The sequence below is a fragment of the Gluconacetobacter liquefaciens genome, assembly GCF_003350405.1.
Lineage (GTDB): Bacteria > Pseudomonadota > Alphaproteobacteria > Acetobacterales > Acetobacteraceae > Gluconacetobacter > Gluconacetobacter liquefaciens.
This window is the reverse complement of the sequence record NZ_QQAW01000004.1, coordinates 1-17,674: the sequence shown is the minus strand read 5'-3', so window position 1 is coordinate 17,674 and position 17,674 is coordinate 1. Positions and strand designations below refer to the sequence as shown.

Sequence of the window (17,674 nt, the reverse complement as noted above, 5' to 3'; positions counted from 1 at the left end):
GATCAGGCACGCGCCTGATCCGTCAGTCCGGTGGCCCTTGTCTTTGACATCGTGACGCGGAAAAAGAGCATCATGCTCAAGCGTCTTCTGATTTTCAGCCTGAGCCTGCTGCTGGTGATGTGCGTGGCAGGTGGGGGGATTGCTGCCTGGGGATGGTGGCAATATGGCGCGCCGGGACCGGCGCCAGAGTCCCGCGCGGTGGTCGTCGCCCGTGGTGGCTTGGCCAGCACGGCGGCCACCTTGCAGCGTGAAGGGGTGATCGCGCCGGGGCGGGCCAGCGGCCTGCTGTTTCGCGTGGCTGTGCATCTGACCCGCCAGGATGGTGTTCTGCACGCGGCCGAACTTGAATTTCCCGCCCATGCCTCGCTCCGCGATGTGTTGTTCGTGTTGCGCCATGCCAAGCCGGTGGTGCATCGCCTGACCGTACCCGAAGGGTTTTCCGCGCTTCAGGTGGCGGACCTGATCGACCGGGCGCCGGTGCTGACGGGGCCGCCGCTTGGGCCGCCGGCCGAGGGCAGCGTTCTGCCGCAGACCTATGATTATGAATGGGGGACGCCGCGTGTCGCGCTGCTGGCGCGGATGCAGGCGGCCCTGGAGGCGACGCTGGAGACCGTCTGGCGTGAGCGGGTGCCTTTGCCGGAGATTCCCGATCGGCGGACGCTGGTCGTTCTGGCCTCGATGGTGGAGCGTGAGACCGCGATTGCGGCGGAGCGCCCGCTGGTGGCCCGCGTCTTTCTCAACCGGCTGCGCCTTGGCATGCGGCTGCAATCCGATCCGACCGTGGTCTATGGGATCAATCGTGGGGCTGGGCCGCTGGGCCATGGCCTGACGCGGGCCGAATTGGACGCGCCGGGTGCCTATAACACCTACACATTGCCGGGCCTGCCGGCCGGGCCGATCTGTGCGCCGGGCCTGGCGTCACTGGAGGCCGTGGCGCATCCCGCCGAGAGCGACGCGCTGTATTTCGTCGCCGACGGCAGGGGGGGGCATGCCTTTGCCAGCAGCCTGGCGGAGCATAACCGCAATGTCGGTACCTGGCGTGCGCGCCAGGTACCGGGCAAGTGAATCTGACCGCGTACGGTCAGCTTTCACGGGGGAGAGAGGGGCTGGCTGCTGACCCGACCGGACGGGGGTACCGCGACCTGTGAGGGTTCGGCGCCGGGGCCGGGCTGGGCGTAGGCGGGCGGGGCTGCCGCGGGTGCGCCGGCCGTAGCCTGGGCCTGGACTTCGCTCAAGGCGGCGCGCAGGGGGTCGGCGCCGGGATTGTTGACCCGCATCGAGATGACGATGTCCTCGGGGCCGACGATCTGGTTGTAGTAGGCGCGGTTCGCGCTGCTGTTGACCGTCAGTTTCGAGCCGCCCAGCGCGGCGCCGGCGAACAGGCCCTCGGATTTCTGCAACGCCATGATGTCGGTATTGCGTTGGCCGGCCGTGCCGCTCTCGATGCCGGACCCCATGGTCGCGAAGGAGGCGGCGGCATTGGCGCCGAACTGGAACTGGCTGTCGAGCAACGCCTGCAGGCCGCGATCGGTCATGACGAAGAACATCATCTGGGAATCCTGCATGCCGAGCTGGATTCCCACATTGGCCGAACTGAGCGTGTAGAAGGCCGGATCGGACCAGGAACCGCGCGCGTCTCGCGACAGCAGGGCGCAGCCGCCGCCAGCGCCGCCGAAGCCGATCGACATACGGAAGATGGACGGGCAGACCATGACCGCACGCGCCTGGCTCATGTATCGGGTAATCTTGCTGTCCGGGCGGGCGCCGCTGAACATCTCGCGCACGGTCAGGGTGGCGCGGTCCACCAGGGCCTGCTGCCGTTCGCCCGCAGCCAGGGCCGGCGCCGCCGGCAGCGCCAGCGCAATGGCCGCCAGGGCCAGGGTTTTGCGGGAAAGACCGTCTCGCAAGGGCATGCTCCATAATTTTCGGCATCGCGCGACCTTCGGACCGTCCGTGCCGCAGAATGCCGAGCAGATCGTATCGCTGTCGCGCGGCCGGAAACGCCCGGCTACGCGACCGTGAAGCAGGAGTGGGCGTGTGGCCGGCATTCCGGCCCGCGCCTTGTCTCCTGCCGGATTTTTATGGCGTAACCATGGCTGGTGGCAGCCGCTCAGTCCAGCGGTACTGCAAGTGCCACCGCCAGATCGGTGGCGATTCCCGGTGCCGTCGCAAGCAGGGTGATGCCGCGATCGAGTCCGCCGTCGCGCAGGAAGGGGGAGAACCGGGCCCCGGTTTCCTCCAGCAGCACCAGTGCGGCGGCGACGTCCCACAGATTGATGACCATTTCCAGATAGCCGTCCAGCCGGCCGCATGCGACATCGGCCAGGGCCAGCGCGCCGGAGCCACCGGAGCGGGGCATGGCGCCCAGTTCCAGGATCGCGGCCATTTTCGCCGCGTAGATGCCGTCGGGCACCTTGTTGCTCCAGCCCATTTCGACCATCGCGGATCGGGTGTCGGTAACCGGCGAGGCCTTGATCGGCCGGCCGTTGAGGAAGGCGCCATGACCGCGCACGGCGGTATAGGTCTCGTGCAGTGCCGGGGCCTGGATGATGCCGGCGACCGGCTGGTCGCCATCCATCAGGCCCAGCGAGACGCACCAGCGCGAACGGCCGCGCGCGTAGTTCGACGTGCCGTCGATCGGGTCGACCACCCAGCGCAGGCGCCCGGTGCGGGTGCGCCCTTCTTCCTCGCCCTGGAAGCCGTCCTCGGGGAACAGGGCGCCGATCCGTTCGGAGATCAGGGCCTCGACCGCGCCGTCGGCTTCGGTCAGCCAGTCCTGGGCGCTTTTCTGTTTGCCCGACGGGCCGCCCGGCGGCGGGCGCATCGCCATGGCCAGATCGGCCGCATCACGGACGATGGAGCGCGCGGCCTCGAACCGGCACAGGATGGCGGCATCGGACATCGGGGAACCTTTCAGCGTGGGGGAGGGGCGGTGTGGTATCATTCGACCCGCCGGGCGGTGCGCAGGGCGGTCGTGATGGCGGGGTCGTCCAGGCGGGCCAGCCGGCCGGCCGCCTGGGTGGCGAACAGCCATGTCAGCTTGCGCCGACGGGCGGCGGCCAGGGCGGTCGGGACGGGAGAGCGCAGGATGGCGGCTTCGGCGATCACGTTCAGGCCGGCGGGCACCGTATCGGTGTCCGCGACCATGATCCCGGTTGCCTCGGGCAGCAGGGAGAGGGGAAAGGTGCGATCGACGGCGAAGAAAAGCTGGTCGCACCAATCGTGGTAGCAGGTCCATTTCTGGTCGGTGAGAAAATCGCGCGGGCCGGATTTGATCTCGATACACACGAAACCGTTGTCCGGCCGCAGGGCCATGACATCGGCGCGACGGCCATCCGGCAGGACCAGTTCGTTCAGCGCCGCCCAGCCCATCTGGCCGCAGAGATGATTGACCGCGCGGCGGATGGCGATCTGGTTCTGGACGGGGTCGATGGGCATCGGGCGCACCATGCCACGGGTGGGACGGCGCGTCACGACCGGCGCGGTTTGCGAACCGGGTCTGATGGGATAGACCGCTTGGCGGCCGTCACAGGGGCGGCATTGCAGCATGGGAGCGGGCATGGGCCTCCTGCGCACCGATATCTGGCGGACGGGTATTCTGTCCTGCCCGATGTCCGACATCCTGAGGCATGGCGACGTCGCCGGGTTGCCGGTGACCTGGTTGCCGGATCCGGGGCCGTTCCGGTTTCTCGCCGATCCGTTCGGGCTGTGGCGGGATGATCGGCTGTATCTGTTCGTCGAGGCTTATGATTACCGGGTCCGGATCGGTCGGATCGACGTTTTCGTCTTCGATCGCGGCATGCGGCTTCTGGAGGCGCGGCCCGTGTTGTCCGAGCCGTGGCATCTGTCCTACCCGGTGGTGATTGCCGAGGGAGACGAGATCTATCTGCTGCCCGAAGCCTATCGCTCTGGCCGGCTGACGCTGTATCGCGCCGTCTCCTTTCCCGATCGCTGGGAGAGGGTGCCGGATTTCGTCTTTCCCGAAGCGGCGATCGACGCTTCGCCGGTGCAAATCGATGGCCGGTGGTGGATGTTCTACAGCCCCTCCGGTGGGTCGGGCGAAGACAGGCAGAGCCTGCTGCATGTAGCCTGGGCCGATACGTTGCGGGGACCGTGGCATCCGCATCCCGGCAATCCGGTCCGGCGGGATCGTCGGAGTGCGCGGCCGGGGGGCACGCCGCTGCTGGTCGATGGGCGGGTCATTCTGCCGACGCAGGACTGTACGAACACGTATGGCGGGGCGATCGTGCCACTGACGGTGACCGATCTGGGGACGAGGCATTTCGTCGGTCAGGCTGGCCCCCCGATCGCCCCGGCGTCGGAGTGGACGCCTTATACCGACGGGTTGCACACACTGTCTGCGGCTGGGGAGGTGACGCTGGTCGATGCGAAGCGGATCAGCCGGTCTCCGCGCCGGATCGCGATCGCGTTGGACCGTTTGGGCCGGCGGATGATCGGGACGGGCGCGGGCGGGTAGAACGTGGTCAGCCGCGCGGCGACGCGGCGATGCGGTCCAGGATGGCCAGGCCGGCGGCGTCGAACCGTTCGGGGGCGAACAGGTCCTGCACGCGGGTGCGCGCGGCGTGGCCCATGGTGGCGAGTGAATGGGGCTGGCGCAGCATGCTGGCCAGCGCCTCGGCCAGGGCTGTGGGGTCGACAGGTGGCACCAGCAGGCCGGAGATGCCGTCCTGCACCGTGTAGCGGATTTCGCCGACGGCCGAGGCGATCGGTGGCAGTCCGGCCTGCATGGCCTGGTGCACGCCGATGCACAATCCTTCATGGCGCGAGGGCTGGACGTAGCCGTGCTGGGTGGCGAGGAAGTGCGGCACCGCGTTGGTGAAGCCTGCCAGACGCAGTGTACTCAGGTCGTGTTCGCGGATCAGGTTCTCGATCTGGGGGCGGGCGTCGCCTTCTCCGGCAATGGTGACCTCGAAGGGCGGCAGCGACGGGTCGGTCTTTAGCAGCGCCAGGGCGTGGCACAGGATATCGTAACCCTTGACCGGGTGCAGACGCCCCAGTGAGCCGATCCGCACGATCTCGCCCGCCTGCCATGGGCGGGCGGCCGGGCAGTTTGGATCGGCGCGGAAGATTGGCCACAAGGCGGCGCGGTCGGCCGGAATGTGCAGCCTGCGGTGCATGAAATCCAGCACGCAGGTGGAATCGGCGACCCACATCCGGCTCAGACGACGGGTGCTGCGCAGGAGGCGGGTGTTGGCGGGGCTCAATCCGGCGGAGTGCTGCCAGCTTACGACTGGGATACGACGCCTCAGCCCGACGATCTGGCCCATCACCGTTGCCCTGGTGAGGGAGGTCCAGATCAGGTGGGGCTGCCACTGGGCGATCTGGTGGTTCAGCCAGCGCAGGGCGGCCAGGTGGTCGCGCCGCCCGCCGGGGCAGATTTCGACCGATAGGCCGGCTGCCTGCAAGGCCGCCAAGGCGCGGCCGTCGCGGCGTTGCAGCGCGAAGACGGCGACTTCGTGCCCGGCGCGGCGGAGGACACCGGCGATGTCGGGCACGGGGAAGGCTGCGCCGCCACCCTCCAGGGAGTTGATGATGTAGGCGATGCGCATGGGGGTCAGGAGGCGGCGGGATTCCGGAGCAGGGATTCGACCAGGAGCAGATCGGCGGGCTTGTCGACATCCACGGCGGCGCGGCCGTCGGGCAGGGGGACCAGCCTGACTGCGGCCTGGCTCAGGCTGCCTACCCGGGCGCACAGGGCTGAGCGGGTGAGGCCGCCGGTCATGTAGCGCAGCAAGGTTCCGATCCCCAGCAGGCGCGCCATGCGGATCGGCCGTTTGCGCTCCTGTTCGATCCGCTGCCACAGTTCCACGACGCCGATCGAGGCGGGCGTGCGGAACAGGAACAGGTTGCAGCCGGAAAAGGCCCCGTCGGCCAAGCGGATCATCGTGCGTTTCGTGCCGGGGACATCGCGCGCGATGTCGGCCTCCATCGCCACGGCCGCGGCCATGTCGCAGTGCGCATCGACGGAATCGAGGAAGGTTTCGATCCATTCCGGGCGCAGCAGGGCGTGGTCGGCGGTGGTGACCAGCAGAGGGGTGCCGAGCGTGCGCAGGGCCGCCATCACGCTGGCGCTGGGGCCGGCGGCGGGGGGCAGGAAATCCACCGGATGGTCGAGTTCGAGCCCCTCCAGGATGCCTGGGGTTTCGATACTGATGACGATGCGGCGGATGCGTGGGCAGGCGGCGAGCGCATCGAGCACGCGCGCGATCATGGGCCGGCCGGCCACGGGCAGGATCGCCTTGTGCGAGACGTTGGCGGCGGTGGCCATCGGGTCCGCCGTACCGGCGCGGGTGCCGGCCAGGACCAGGACGGTCAGCGGGCCGGGCGCGGGTTGGGTGGAGGTCACGCCGCGTTCCGCGAGGTTGCGCCGTCGGGCCGGTCGCGCGGCGGCGCCCCGGTCTGTTCCATCACCCAGGGATAGCGGTTGGCTTCTTCCAGGTCGTAGCCCAGGTTGAAGACGTGCGGGCTGCGTGGCCGTGCGCGGGCGTCGACATAATAGGTGCCGAAGGCGCGGTCGACGACGAAGCTGGTGATGCCGTAATTGCCGTCCTCGTCATGGAAATGATGCAGGACGTGGCGCTGCTTCATCTTCTGGATCCAGCGCATCCGCGGCTTGTAGTTGAGGTGCTGGATGCAGTGGAAGAATTCGTAGATGCAGGTAATGACCAGCCCGGTGCCCATGGCCGCCGCGGCACCCCCGACATTGCCGATCAGGTAGCCGATCGGCAGGGTGATGATCGCGATGGTGGGAATCGTGTTCAGCGGCGAGCCGAACAGAACGTCCAGCAGGTGCGGGTCCTGATGATGGTCGAAATGGATGCGCTTCCACAGCGTTGCCGTCCATTTCATCCGGTAGAGGAAGCGGCCGTGCAGGATGAAGCGATGGATCATGTACCACGCCAGCGGGTAGACCGCGACGACGGCGCCTGCGGCGATCAGGGTCGGGCCGATGCCGGGGAAATTCCGCGCCAGGACGACGAAGCTGATCACGGCCAGAACGATGTAGAGCAGGATCGTCGGATAGGTCAGGTAGGCGATCCACAACTGGCGGAGATTCATCTTCCCCAGGTCGAAGCTCCGGCCGGTGCGCAGAGACGTGTTGTGTAGGGTCGTGCCGATCATCTCTCTTCAATCCTCAACACCAGGGCACAGACGGCGAGCGTAAAGATGACGATGCCGGGTAGCGTCGCCGCCGGGGCGGGCAGCGTGCCGGCATTGCCCAGCGCCCGCAGCATGCCCTGGAAGACCACGAACAGCAGGCCGGCGCCCAGGCACCAGACCGGCAGCCAGCTCCGCGTTCCGCTTCGTGGTGGGATATAGACCACCGGCAGGGCCAATAACAGCATTACCGCAAAGCTGAAGGGGGTGAGCAGCCGTGCCAGCAGTGCGGTGCGCAGGGCCGCCGGCGGCTGTGACGCGGGTGCGTGCCCGCGCAGGATCGCGATGATGGTGGCGACGGAAAGCGGGGGCGTGTCCATCGACAGCCGGATCATGTCCGTGGGGCGCAGCCCGGCCGGCCAGCCATGGTCCACAGCCGGTGCCGGCAGGAGCGTGGCCGTGCGGACGGTAGCCCCCGTCGGCTCCAGGCTGCGGCCGCCATCGCCGATCCAGGTGCCGTGTGCATAGCGAAGCGTGTTCAGGTGAACGGTGCGAAGCAGCCGGCCGTTCGGGTCGCGCTGATACAGGTCGACATGGGTGACGGTCGTGCCGCCTTGCGCCACATAGCCGATATCCGCCAGCGTCATGCCTGAGCGGAACCAGAAGCCGTGCCCGGCTTCGGGATGGGGATCGGTGCGGTTCCACCAGCTTGCCAGCGCCCGTTCGGTGCGCGGGGTGATCTGATCGTCGATCAGGGCGCCGGCAACGCCGAGCGCGAGGATCGCCGGCAGCATCAGGCGGGTCAGGCCGGGGGTGGTCAGGCCGGCGGCGCGCAGGATCGCGATCTCGCTGCCGGTCGTCATCTGTATCAGCAGGACCAGTGAGCCGATCAGGACCGCCAGCGGCAGGGTGCCGCCCACCAGCAGCGGTGCGTGCAGCAGCATGTAATAGGCGATGCCGCGTGCGCCCTGGTGTCGTTCCAGGATCGGGGTCAATTGTTCCAGCAGCGCCAGGACTTCCATAAGTGCCAGCAGGATAGCGGCCGTCGTCAGGATTCGTCCGAGCAGTTCGCGGGTGAGATAGCCGATCAGGACGTGGCGTGCCGGCGATGGAGGACGCGCGCTCATGAGGACGGGCTGGCCGTTGGACGTGCCCGCAGCCGGGCGAAGGAGCGCCGCCAGATCGGGCCGGCCCCCGCCGATCCGGACCGGCGCGCGATCAGCCAGACGCAGCAGCCGCAGAACAGGACGAACGGACCCCATATGACCAGCCAGGGCGACATGGCGCGGCTGGCGACGAGACTCAGTCCCAGTTGTAGCGCGTGATCGAAGCCGACCAGGCTGATGGCGGCGATGGCCAGGCCCAGATTGCGTCGCTGGCGTTTGGCCATGCCTGCCAGCGCGCACGCAAGGATCGGGATGAAGGGAATGGCCAATGCGCGGGCGAGGCGGAAATGGAGTTCGGCGACCAGGTGGGGGCGGCGGATCGTTGGATCGCCGGTGCGCACGTCGTGCAGCAGTTCGAACAGGGTCAGCTCCCGCTCGTCATTGCCGCGGAGGCGGAAGGCGTGGGCCTGGGAGACGGTATTGAATAGGCGGGTGGTGGTGTCGAACAGCACCAGCGTTGGTGTTTCGCCCTCCCGCTCGGTGACGATGGTACCGTGCTTCAGGTCCAGCCGGACCGATGTGCGGTCGTCGGCGATCCGCAAGGTTCCGCTCTCGGCGGAGATGTCGCGTTCCAGGCCGTCGCTCCGGTCGCGGATGAAGACGTGATGCAGGCGGGTGCCGGCGCCATCGACCCGGTCCGCCGTCAGCATCAGCGTGTCGGAGGGAGTGGCGAACATTCCGCTTTGCAGGTGGGGAGCCCAGCCCGCATGAGCGGCGAAATACATCGCCTGTCGGAAATCGTAGCGGGCATAGGGCTGGATGAAGCCATAGAGACTGAACCCCACCAGGCCCATGGCCGCGCCAACGAGGATGAAGGGGCGTGCGATGCGCAGCAGTGAGACGCCGCTGGCCATCAGGGCGTCGATTTCGTTGTTCTGGCTCATCCGCCGCACGACGGCGAAGACGCTGACGCAGATCGCCGCCGGCAGGGCCAGGCCCAGATAATGCGGGATAAGGTCGGCCAGCAGACCGGCGAAAACCTTGAGCGTGCCGCCGTCCGCCGCCAGTACGTTCAGGAGCACCAGTAGCCGTTCCAGCAGCAGCGCGGTCATGACCACGGCCAGCGAGATCAGGAAGGGCGGGGCCATCTGCCGTACCAGATAACGGTCCAGGGTTCCCGGCGTAATCCTTTGCAGCAAGGCGGAAGGGAAAGGCGCGCGCGTCATTGTCGGGTAATTCATACAGGCATCGTCTAGGGGAGGCGATAGGCATCGAAGCGCCAGGGGGGCAGTTCGCGAACCGGCTGGCCCGGTGCGATCAGGCGACGGCGGATTTCGGCGGAATAGCCGCGTTCGGTACCGGCGACGCGGATATGGTGCCACGCGGCGGTGCGTTCCTGGCCCGGAGCGAGCATCGAGGCCGAGGCAATGCCCATTACCGGCACCGTCGCCGTGGGGCCGGGCAGAGAGGACAGGCCGGAGCGATGGCTGTGGCCGTGCAGGATCAGTTCGGCGCCTGACCGGGCGATGGCGGTCGCGAACAGTCCGGCATCCTGTAGCGCCTTACGGCGGGTGACGATGCCGGGAACCGGCGGATGGTGGATCATGACGACGCGGAAGGCGCCTTCGCGGCCGGTTTCGTGCAGGATTTCGGTCAGGCGGGCGGCCTGGGACGCGCCGATCCGCCCGGCGGCGGAAAACCAGGGGGTGGGGCAGGCGGAATTGACGCCGATCAGTGCGACAGGGCCGAAGCGGCGGACGAAGGGGAAATCGTCCGGCCGGGCGGCCATCCAGGGTTTCCAGGCCCCCAGCGTGGCATCCCACGGTTCGCGCACCAGCATGTCGTGGTTGCCGGGGATGATCGCGGTCTGCCGGGGCAGGCGGGCTGCAACCCAGGCTGCCGCGCGTCGGCATTCGACCGGGAGGCCCAGATTGGTCAGGTCCCCGGTCAGGGCGACTGCGTCCGGCGCCATCGCGCGGAGGTCTGTGACGAGCGCGTCCAGAACAGTATCGACATGCAGGAACCGGCGCCGGCGCCGCCAGGAGAGTTGGCTTGTCATGCGCTTGTTCAGCAGCGCCGAGGCAGGAAAGCGTAGTCCGTCATGTGCCAGATGCAGATCGGACAGGTGGGCCAGGGTCGTTTCGTTCACGCTTTCCTCCAGTCAGTCCTCGGCCAATCCGCCCTCGGGCGTTCACGATCTTGCAATAATGCAGGGAACGCGGCTTATGACCCGGAGAATGTCGGTGTCACAGAGAAAGGTCGATAGGCCGTGAGCGAGCGGTTTGCCCTGATTCATAATCCGCGCAGCCGTCGGAATGGCCGTGAAGACGGTTCGTTCGGTCAGCGGGCGTCACAGGTGTTGGGGCCGTTGTTCTTTCATTCGGCATCCCGGCCCGGTCTGGTGGAGATCGTGGCTGAACTGGCGCGGCGCGAGGTCGGAGTGATCGCGATCGATGGCGGGGATGGTACCGTCAGTGACGTCATGTCCGCCATTTATCAAGCTTATCCGGCGGATGCATTGCCGGCGCTCGCCGTGCTGCCGTCGGGGAATACCAACCTGATCGCCGCCGATGTGGGGTTTGGCCTGCGTGGCACGGCGGCGCTTGAGCGGTTGAGTCTTCTGGCAAGCGAGGGGGGGCTGCGGCGTTGCCTCCGGCGGCGCGATGCGCTGGCCGTTCGCTGGTCCGATCCGGCGCGTCCGGCTGTGCTGGGGATGTTCCATGGTGCTGCCGCCTTTACGCGCGGAATCCGGATCGCCCATCGGCCGGTCATCCTCAATCGCTTTTCGCATGAACTGGCCGTTGGGATTGCGATCGCGTCCTCCCTGGGGCGGCTGGTCTTTCGCGCGACGCGCCGTAAATGGCTGGCCGGCGATTCCGTGACGTTGGCGGTGGGGGACGAGGTGCCTCGGACGGCGGATTGCTTCCTGTTCCTGGCCACGACGCTGGACGGTCTCCCCGGAGGGATGTGGCCCTTCGCGGCGCGGGAAGGGGCGGGACTCTCCTATCTGAATGTTGGGGCTTTCCCTGAACATCTGCTCTCCGCGACGTGGTCGGTCCTGCGTGGGCGGCCCGCGGCCTGGATGGATCGCTCGCCTTCTTATCTGCGTGGCCGGGCCGATCGTCTGGCCTTGCGGCTGACGGGGGATTTCGTGCTGGACGGCGAGATCCTGGATGCCGGTTCGGATGGGCAGACCTATCTGTCGGCGGGGCCAGCCTTCGATTTTATCCGGAATGCCTGATTCTCATGAATGACGTGCGACACGATCCTCTCGCCGCCGGGCGGGTTGCCCGCATTCTGACCGACGAACTGGTCCGCCCTGTGGAGCCGGTGGTGACGGCTTTTGTCGGCCAACTGGTCGGGAATGCACCGGTGTTGGGCGTCCTGTTCTACGGGTCGGGTCTGCGTCAGATGGACCCGGAGGGCATCCTCGATTTCTATATCGTGCTGGAGCGGCAGGCCGACTGGGTGCGCGGCAGGGCGGCGCGCGAGGCGAACGCTCTGTTGCCGCCGAACGTCGAATATCACGAGCGCATCATCGACGGCCGGACTGTCCGGGCCAAGGTTGCCATTCTGACCCTTGGGCAGTTCCGGACGTTAACGGCGCGTGGCTGCCTGGACACCACGATCTGGGCCCGTTTCTGTCAGCCGGCGCGGCTGGTATGGGTGCGCGATGGGGTGGCGGCGGACGCGATTCTGGGGTGTTTGATCCGTGCCGTGGGGGTGGCTGCCTGGTGGGCGGCCATGCTTGGTCCGGAGAGCGGATCGGCTCTGGTCTATTGGGAAAGCCTGTTTCGCCGGACCTATGCCGCGGAATTGCGGGTCGAGGGGGGAAATCGCGCCACCATGCTGTTGGCCGGCGAATTGGGGACGCGGTTCGCGGCGTTGCTGCCGGCGGCCTGGGCGGCGTCCGGCCTGTCGTTCAGGCAGGAGGGTGAGACGTTATATCCGGTGGTTCCGGCGGAAGCACGCGCCCGAGCGGAGCGCCAATGGCGGGTGCGCGCCGATATGGGGCGTCCGCTGAATGTCGCGCGCCTGTTCAAGGCGGCGTTCACCTTCGCTGGCGGTGCGCGCTATATTGCCTGGAAAGTGCGGCGCCATAGCGGCTTCGACCTCGCCTTGACGCCGTTCGAGGCCCGGCATCCGCTGATCTGCCTGCCTCGGCTGCTCTGGCGGTTGCAGGGGGCTGGGGTCTTCCGCAGGTAAGGAGCGTCAGGGCGCCTGACACATCAGGATGGTCCGGATCGCTTCCACCGCCTGAAGACGGTAGAAGCGGGAACATGGCGTTACTGACCGAGGCCCAGCTCGCGAGCCACGATGGCGAAGATTTCGATCGCCTGGTCGATCTGGGCGGCGTCGTGCGTTGCCATCACCGAGGTTCGCAGCAGTGGGTGCTGGTCGGGGGTGGCGGGCGGCAGGCTGAGATTGACGTACACGCCCAGATCCAGGAGCCGGTTCCAGAACCGCACGGCCTCGTCGATCTCGTCCAGCACCACCGATACGACGGGGCTGGCCTGCAGGCCGGTGCGCAGCCCGATGGCATTCAGGCCCGCATGCAGGCGCCGGGCATTGTCCATCAGGCGGTGCCGAAGCTCCGGCCGTTGTTCCAGTTCGCTCAAGGCCGCCATGGTGGCGGCAATCACATCGGGCGGCAGCGACGCGGTGAACATATAGGGCCGCGAGCACAGGCGGATCAGGTCCAGCCCGTCATCGTCGGAAACACAGTAACCGCCGACCGTGCCGAGGCTCTTGGAGAAGGTGCCGACGACGAAATCGACATCGTTCTCCACGCCGCATGATTCGGCGACGCCGCGGCCGTGCTCGCCCATGACGCCGACGGAATGGGCTTCGTCGGCCAGCAGCCAGGCGCCGGTTTCGCGCTTGACCGCCGCGAATTCGGCCATCGGTACCACGTCGCCCATCATCGAGTAGATGCCTTCGACGACGATCAGTTTGGCGCCTGGGGTGCCGTCCAGCCGCCGCAGGCGCTTGTGCAGGTCGTCGGCATCATTATGCCGGAAGCGGATGACCTGGGCCTGGCTGAGCCGGCTGCCGTCATAGATGCTGGCATGGCTGTCGGCGTCCAGCAGCAGGTAATCGTCCTTGCCGGCCAGGGCCGAGATCATACCCAGATTTGCCTGATAGCCGGTCGAGAACACCATGCAATGCCGGCGGCGGAAGAAAGCGGCGATGCGCTCCTCCAACTGGCGATGCAGCCCTTGGGTGCCGTTGGCGATACGCGATCCGGTGGTGCCGACGCCGTGGGTCCGCAGCGTGTCGATCGCGGCCTCGATCGCCGCTTCGCTCTGGCTGAGGCCCAGGTAATTGTTGGTGCCGAACAGCAGGGTCTCGCGCCCTTCGATCACGCCCACGGTCGAAGATATGGGATGGTCGATCACGACGGAAAACGGGTTGCGGCCTCCGCCATGGGTCACGGCCGCCAGCGAACGGGCCAGCGGCTCGTATTTGGAGAAGATCGACATGGAGTCAGCCGCCCTGCTTGAGCGACACGATGCAGTTGGCCAGGTCGTCGATGGTGCGGATGTCGGCAAGCCGGTCGAGCGGAACGGACACATCGAGGGAATCCTCGATTTCCATCACGAAATTCATGACTGCGAGTGAATCGAAGGCCAGATCTTCGACGATCTTGCTGCTGCCGCTGATGTCGCGGGGGACTTTGGGATTCGCCAGCAGCGTCTGGATGATCAGGGCAGAGACGTCCGCGACCGTTTCACTCATTATAAATACATCCTTATTGCGGGAGCCGTCCCCGTATGACGTGCCCGAACCCCGCCTGCCATAGGAGGATCAGGGCAGTCTGGCGGATTGCCTGCGCCCCCTCTCAACAAAAGAGGATGCCCTTATATCGAAATCCGGTCGGATGGCCAGTATTGAAGCTGGGGCCCGTGTGTGGCGCAACAGACCCCAGCGGATCACGCGACCGACGCGGTTTCGCTGACCGAGTCGAAGGCGCCCGACAGCAGCATGGCCTTGGCCCGTGCGCGGGTCAGTTTCCCCGATGAAGTCTGCGGCAGCGTATGGGGCGGGATCAGGATGACCGAGACATCGACCCCATGCTGGCGGCGGAACAGGCTGGCGGCCTCGTTGCGCAGGGTTTCGCGGGCTTCGGGGGTGGCGGCGCGGCACTGGATCAGGGCGACGACCTTCTCGCCTTTTTCCTGATCGATCGAGAAGACGGCAACATCGCGGCTGCGTAGCGCGCCGATTTCGGTTTCCGCCGACCATTCCAGGTCTTGCGGCCAGATATTGCGGCCGTTGATGATGATCAGGTCCTTGGCGCGGCCGGTGACGACCACCTGTCCGTCGATCATGTAGCCGAGGTCACCGGTATTCAGCCAGCCATCGGCATCCAGGACGCGCTGGGTCTCCTGCGGCTGGTTGAAATAGCCGCGCATCAGGCTGGGGCCACGGACGAAAATGGTGCCGACCTTGCGATCCGGCTGGCGACGACCGGCAGGGTCACGCACTTCCAGTTCATGCTCGGGCAGGACCTTGCCGCACAGGATGAAAGTCCGGAGAGCATGGGAAGGATCGTTCGACGGGCGCGCGATACCCTGCGTTTCCAGGAAGCGCAGATCGACGGTATCGGTCTGTATACCCGTATGCAGGGGCACGAAGCTGATGGCCAGCGTGGCCTCGGCCATGCCGTAGCTGGCGGTAAAGGCCCTTCCGTCGAAACCGGATGCGGCGAAGCGTTCGGCGAATTCTTCCAGGATGTGGTGACGGATCATGTCGCCACCGATACCCGCGACGCGCCAGCAGGACAGTTCCAGCGTAACCGTCGAGGCACGGCGGGCGCACAGTTCGAAACCGAAGGATGGGCTGTAGGAGATAGTACCGCGATTGCGGCTGATCAAATCCAGCCAGACATGGGGACGACGGGCAAACTCGCGCGTTGGCAGCATATCGACGGTCAACTGACAGGTGACCGGCGTCAGGAAAAAGCCGACGAGGCCCATGTCATGATAGAGCGGCAGCCAGGACACGCATCGGTCACCGGTTTCGCGGACCTTCAGGCCGTCGCGGGCGATCGCGCGGGCATTGGCCATGCCCGATTTCTGGGTGACCGCCACCCCCATCGGAAAGCGCGTGCTGCCCGAGGAGAATTGCAGGTAGGAGAGGTCGTCCGGCGAGACAGCCGGCAATGTGACTGGTTCGACCGGCAGGGCCATCAGTTCGGCTGGACTCCCGCCGAAACGCAGATCGAAGCCGTCGATGATCTCGCCTGTCCAGCCGGCAATGATGTCGGGCACGATCACGGCGACGGCGCCGGCGCTTTCGATCATGCCGCGCAGGGTCGTCACATAGCCTTCGCGCCCGCCGAATGCGACCGGCAGTGGCAGCGGAGCCGGCACCAGGCCCGCATACTGACAACCAAAAAAGATCCGCGCGAAGTCACCATCGCTTTCTGCGACGATCGCGACCCGTTCACCAGGTCGCAGCCCAAGCGTCAGCAGTCGCCGTGCGACATCCAGGGCCTGTTCGCGCAATGTTCGGTAGGGGAGGGACTCCAGCAGTTGGCCGCGCCCGGAATAAACATTGAATCCCGCCTGCCCAAGGGCCGCGTAATCCAAGGCTTCCGGAAACGTTGCAAAATCGCCCAGGCGTCGCGCCTGACCAGAATCTGTCGGAGTCGGATCGAGTGTCATTTCAGGTAACGAATCTTCCACCTGGAGTATGTAATCAAGGCAGGTTCAAAGCGAGGACGAAAGCCCGCATCAATGCGCCTTTCGAAGGAATTCTACGATGGCGTCCGCGCCAATCGGCGCTGTCGGCTCGATATCCGCGAGGCCGAAGGTTTCGCGTATATATGATTTTTGCCGGTCAAGGAAACCCGGGTGCCCGGCAACGGCACCGTCCAGAGCTTGGTCAAGGCTGGCAGCCGTGTCAGTCACCGGCCCCAGGGACCAGAACAGATAGTCGGGATTGTCGTGCCATTTCGTCTCATGCGCGTCAAGAAACAGGCAGGGACGCGGCTCGATCAGAAATTCGGCGACCTGGCTGCTGACATCGCCTAGATAGAGGTCGGCGCCCATCGTGTAGGTCATGTCGACGCTCCTGGTACTGCCTGGATCGATGAGCATGTGCGGTATCCCCTCATAGGTGCGCAGAATACTCGCGGCCTTGTCGCGATGTGCGTCAAACAACCGGTAATGTGGTGCGAAAACAAGATTGTATCGGTCCTGAGTGGCAAAATAGTCCAGAACTTGAGTGCCGAATTTATACCACGATGTTAGCCGCGCATTGAAATGCGGATTATAGAGAACTGTTGGGCGTCTGTTGCCGAACAGCGGCGCTGCGTTGCTATGCATCAGCCGCACGAGATCAAATTTGGCATAGACCCCCGTGGCGTAGTGTCCGGGCTGGAGTGAACCCTGGCTCAGCAATCGCTTTTCAAGCTTTCTTCCTGCCATCAGGATAAAATCGAAATGCCGGACGTCTCGGGCAAAGCCGACAGCGCGGTCTCCAGCACCGTGGCGGGTCCAGATCAGGCGCGGGCTGCGTACGCCCATCCTGCGCAGATAGAGTGACGTGCGCTCTGGAACGACAATAGCCTGAAATGTCTCGAAATAATTCTTGTTGAAAAACAGAGCCGCCAATCTAGTCAGAACGCTGGGGCCGCGATGGGTCAGTTGTCTCCGTAACAGCGGGGGGAGAGTTAGTCGTTCATAAAAGACGTGCGAGTCGGGGTAGAGGCTACCCAAGCGTCTTATATAGGCCTCCTGCTCGTCCGTCAGGCAGGCGATATGGACCGCAATCTCAGGATGCCGGCGCGCGATCTCCATCGCGATCGGCAGGGAATGCGCGATCTGATGGGGCTGGGCGATAAAAGGGAAAACGATGCGCATCGGGTGAGGTCAGGTCAGGTCTGGACGCATCTGGGATGGCAGGCGTGCATGCATCATGGCCCGTGGCGCAAGCAGCACGATAATGGTTCCGTCGCAATCGGCGGTCTCCACGGCCGCCAGTCCATAGAGGTGAAGCAGGATCACCAGAATGGGCAGGAGGAAGACAGCATCCATGCTGTATGCGATGACAAGAGCGCCCATAAGACGGAAGGTCATCAATAACGGTTCCAGCGGTAGGCCGATTGGCTAATGTTCGCGGCACTGATCATTCATAGCACGATGTTGAGCGTTGCGGGATCTTATGTGTGGATCATCCGCGTCAGCAGTCGGACGTATGGCGGCAGCGCGAGGACCATCAGCAGGCAACCAGTCCCTCCGGCCATCATAGTAGCCATGCATGATGATACGTTCGTTCGGCGGTGCCCTTCTGCCACGAGGTGGCTGTTTCGAGTGGGGGCTGCTGCATTGATATCGGTATATGGCTGAGGGCCGGATGAAAATGGCGTTGGAGATGAAAAGTGGAGTGCCGGATACTGGCAACAATCTGCATCGCCCCGCCTGCGAGGTTCTTGAGGGGGG

The 17,674-nt window shown here is 65.8% G+C and carries 18 protein-coding genes; 4 read left to right on the top strand and 14 right to left on the bottom strand.

The annotated features are described in order from the left end of the window. The first annotated feature begins 72 nt into the window (after nt 1–72). Nucleotides 73–1,065, top strand: coding sequence for an endolytic transglycosylase MltG (gene mltG, locus C7453_RS08390; protein ID WP_114727345.1), 993 nt, complete (start codon nt 73–75; stop codon nt 1,063–1,065). Nucleotides 1,066–1,088: 23 nt separating this feature from the next. Here mltG and C7453_RS08385 read toward each other — a convergent pair whose 3' ends face one another. The 3 genes from C7453_RS08385 to C7453_RS08375 form a co-directional block, all read right to left on the bottom strand. Further along, nucleotides 1,089–1,913 (bottom strand): lipid-binding SYLF domain-containing protein, encoded by an 825-nt coding sequence (locus tag C7453_RS08385; protein WP_114727109.1) that lies wholly within the window; start codon nt 1,911–1,913, stop codon nt 1,089–1,091. Between the two features lie 197 nt (nt 1,914–2,110). After that, the gene (locus C7453_RS08380; RefSeq protein WP_114727108.1) at nt 2,111–2,902 is read right to left on the bottom strand and encodes an inositol monophosphatase family protein; all 792 of its coding nucleotides are present in this window, start codon (nt 2,900–2,902) and stop codon (nt 2,111–2,113) included. A 38-nt stretch (nt 2,903–2,940) separates the two neighbouring features. Then, nucleotides 2,941–3,438 (bottom strand): MmcB family DNA repair protein, encoded by a 498-nt coding sequence (locus C7453_RS08375; RefSeq protein WP_114727344.1) that lies wholly within the window; start codon nt 3,436–3,438, stop codon nt 2,941–2,943. A 121-nt stretch (nt 3,439–3,559) separates the two neighbouring features. Between C7453_RS08375 and C7453_RS08370 the strand changes: the two genes are divergently transcribed. Next, complete coding sequence (locus C7453_RS08370; protein WP_114727343.1) at nt 3,560–4,477, top strand: glucosamine inositolphosphorylceramide transferase family protein; 918 nt, start codon at nt 3,560–3,562, stop codon at nt 4,475–4,477. Between the two features lie 7 nt (nt 4,478–4,484). Here C7453_RS08370 and C7453_RS08365 read toward each other — a convergent pair whose 3' ends face one another. The 6 genes from C7453_RS08365 to C7453_RS08340 all read right to left on the bottom strand — a co-directional run bounded on the left by C7453_RS08365 (nt 4,485) and on the right by C7453_RS08340 (nt 10,374). Then, nucleotides 4,485–5,570 (bottom strand): glycosyltransferase family 4 protein, encoded by a 1,086-nt coding sequence (locus C7453_RS08365; protein ID WP_114727107.1) that lies wholly within the window; start codon nt 5,568–5,570, stop codon nt 4,485–4,487. A 5-nt stretch (nt 5,571–5,575) separates the two neighbouring features. Then, complete coding sequence (locus C7453_RS08360; RefSeq protein WP_114727342.1) at nt 5,576–6,289, bottom strand: NTP transferase domain-containing protein; 714 nt, start codon at nt 6,287–6,289, stop codon at nt 5,576–5,578. A 74-nt stretch (nt 6,290–6,363) separates the two neighbouring features. After that, nucleotides 6,364–7,143, bottom strand: coding sequence for a sterol desaturase family protein (locus C7453_RS08355; protein WP_114727106.1), 780 nt, complete (start codon nt 7,141–7,143; stop codon nt 6,364–6,366). After that, nucleotides 7,140–8,246: an LptF/LptG family permease gene (locus C7453_RS08350; protein ID WP_114727105.1), complete on the bottom strand. Its 1,107-nt coding sequence runs from the start codon at nt 8,244–8,246 to the stop codon at nt 7,140–7,142. Before C7453_RS08350 ends, C7453_RS08355 begins: the two co-directional genes overlap by 4 nt. Continuing rightward, on the bottom strand, nt 8,243–9,451 hold the full coding sequence (locus C7453_RS08345) for an LptF/LptG family permease (protein ID WP_114727104.1): 1,209 nt from the start codon (nt 9,449–9,451) through the stop codon (nt 8,243–8,245). The genes C7453_RS08350 and C7453_RS08345 overlap by 4 nt, the downstream gene beginning before the upstream one ends. A gap of 26 nt (nt 9,452–9,477) precedes the next feature. After that, nucleotides 9,478–10,374, bottom strand: coding sequence for a metallophosphoesterase family protein (locus C7453_RS08340; RefSeq protein WP_245948930.1), 897 nt, complete (start codon nt 10,372–10,374; stop codon nt 9,478–9,480). Between the two features lie 120 nt (nt 10,375–10,494). Between C7453_RS08340 and C7453_RS08335 the strand changes: the two genes are divergently transcribed. Both C7453_RS08335 and C7453_RS08330 read left to right on the top strand, forming a co-directional pair. Next, nucleotides 10,495–11,466, top strand: a complete 972-nt coding sequence (locus C7453_RS08335) for a diacylglycerol kinase family protein (protein WP_114727102.1) — start codon at nt 10,495–10,497, stop codon at nt 11,464–11,466. Nucleotides 11,467–11,471: 5 nt separating this feature from the next. Further along, nucleotides 11,472–12,431 carry a hypothetical protein gene (locus C7453_RS08330; protein ID WP_114727101.1) on the top strand — a complete coding sequence of 320 codons (960 nt, stop codon included), beginning with the start codon at nt 11,472–11,474 and terminating at the stop codon, nt 12,429–12,431. Between the two features lie 80 nt (nt 12,432–12,511). On the opposite strand, the gene spt is transcribed toward C7453_RS08330, so the two are convergent. The 5 genes from spt to C7453_RS08305 all read right to left on the bottom strand — a co-directional run bounded on the left by spt (nt 12,512) and on the right by C7453_RS08305 (nt 17,311). After that, nucleotides 12,512–13,708 (bottom strand): serine palmitoyltransferase, encoded by a 1,197-nt coding sequence (gene spt / locus C7453_RS08325; RefSeq protein ID WP_114727100.1) that lies wholly within the window; start codon nt 13,706–13,708, stop codon nt 12,512–12,514. Between the two features lie 4 nt (nt 13,709–13,712). Then, nucleotides 13,713–13,964, bottom strand: a complete 252-nt coding sequence (locus C7453_RS08320) for an acyl carrier protein (protein ID WP_114727099.1) — start codon at nt 13,962–13,964, stop codon at nt 13,713–13,715. A 194-nt stretch (nt 13,965–14,158) separates the two neighbouring features. Beyond that, nucleotides 14,159–15,895: a fatty acyl-AMP ligase gene (locus tag C7453_RS08315; RefSeq protein WP_114727098.1), complete on the bottom strand. Its 1,737-nt coding sequence runs from the start codon at nt 15,893–15,895 to the stop codon at nt 14,159–14,161. Between the two features lie 69 nt (nt 15,896–15,964). Further along, the gene (locus tag C7453_RS08310) at nt 15,965–17,095 is read right to left on the bottom strand and encodes a sensor domain-containing protein (RefSeq protein WP_114727097.1); all 1,131 of its coding nucleotides are present in this window, start codon (nt 17,093–17,095) and stop codon (nt 15,965–15,967) included. 9 nt (nt 17,096–17,104) lie between these two features. After that, the gene (locus C7453_RS08305; RefSeq protein ID WP_114727096.1) at nt 17,105–17,311 is read right to left on the bottom strand and encodes a hypothetical protein; all 207 of its coding nucleotides are present in this window, start codon (nt 17,309–17,311) and stop codon (nt 17,105–17,107) included. Nucleotides 17,312–17,674 lie beyond the last annotated feature (363 nt).

Bases quoted from the DNA above. Each gene is read 5' to 3' on its own strand.
- mltG (WP_114727345.1), top strand. From the start codon at position 73: ATGCTCAAGCGTCTTCTGATTTTCAGCCTGAGCCTGCTGCTGGTGATG.
- C7453_RS08385 (WP_114727109.1), bottom strand. From the start codon at position 1,913: ATGCCCTTGCGAGACGGTCTTTCCCGCAAAACCCTGGCCCTGGCGGCC.
- C7453_RS08380 (WP_114727108.1), bottom strand. From the start codon at position 2,902: ATGTCCGATGCCGCCATCCTGTGCCGGTTCGAGGCCGCGCGCTCCATC.
- C7453_RS08375 (WP_114727344.1), bottom strand. From the start codon at position 3,438: ATGCCCATCGACCCCGTCCAGAACCAGATCGCCATCCGCCGCGCGGTC.
- C7453_RS08370 (WP_114727343.1), top strand. From the start codon at position 3,560: ATGGGCCTCCTGCGCACCGATATCTGGCGGACGGGTATTCTGTCCTGC.
- C7453_RS08365 (WP_114727107.1), bottom strand. From the start codon at position 5,570: ATGCGCATCGCCTACATCATCAACTCCCTGGAGGGTGGCGGCGCAGCC.
- C7453_RS08360 (WP_114727342.1), bottom strand. From the start codon at position 6,289: ATGGCCACCGCCGCCAACGTCTCGCACAAGGCGATCCTGCCCGTGGCC.
- C7453_RS08355 (WP_114727106.1), bottom strand. From the start codon at position 7,143: ATGATCGGCACGACCCTACACAACACGTCTCTGCGCACCGGCCGGAGC.
- C7453_RS08350 (WP_114727105.1), bottom strand. From the start codon at position 8,246: ATGAGCGCGCGTCCTCCATCGCCGGCACGCCACGTCCTGATCGGCTAT.
- C7453_RS08345 (WP_114727104.1), bottom strand. From the start codon at position 9,451: ATGACGCGCGCGCCTTTCCCTTCCGCCTTGCTGCAAAGGATTACGCCG.
- C7453_RS08330 (WP_114727101.1), top strand. From the start codon at position 11,472: ATGAATGACGTGCGACACGATCCTCTCGCCGCCGGGCGGGTTGCCCGC.
- spt (WP_114727100.1), bottom strand. From the start codon at position 13,708: ATGTCGATCTTCTCCAAATACGAGCCGCTGGCCCGTTCGCTGGCGGCC.
- C7453_RS08320 (WP_114727099.1), bottom strand. From the start codon at position 13,964: ATGAGTGAAACGGTCGCGGACGTCTCTGCCCTGATCATCCAGACGCTG.
- C7453_RS08315 (WP_114727098.1), bottom strand. From the start codon at position 15,895: ATGACACTCGATCCGACTCCGACAGATTCTGGTCAGGCGCGACGCCTG.
- C7453_RS08310 (WP_114727097.1), bottom strand. From the start codon at position 17,095: ATGCGCATCGTTTTCCCTTTTATCGCCCAGCCCCATCAGATCGCGCAT.
- C7453_RS08305 (WP_114727096.1), bottom strand. From the start codon at position 17,311: ATGACCTTCCGTCTTATGGGCGCTCTTGTCATCGCATACAGCATGGAT.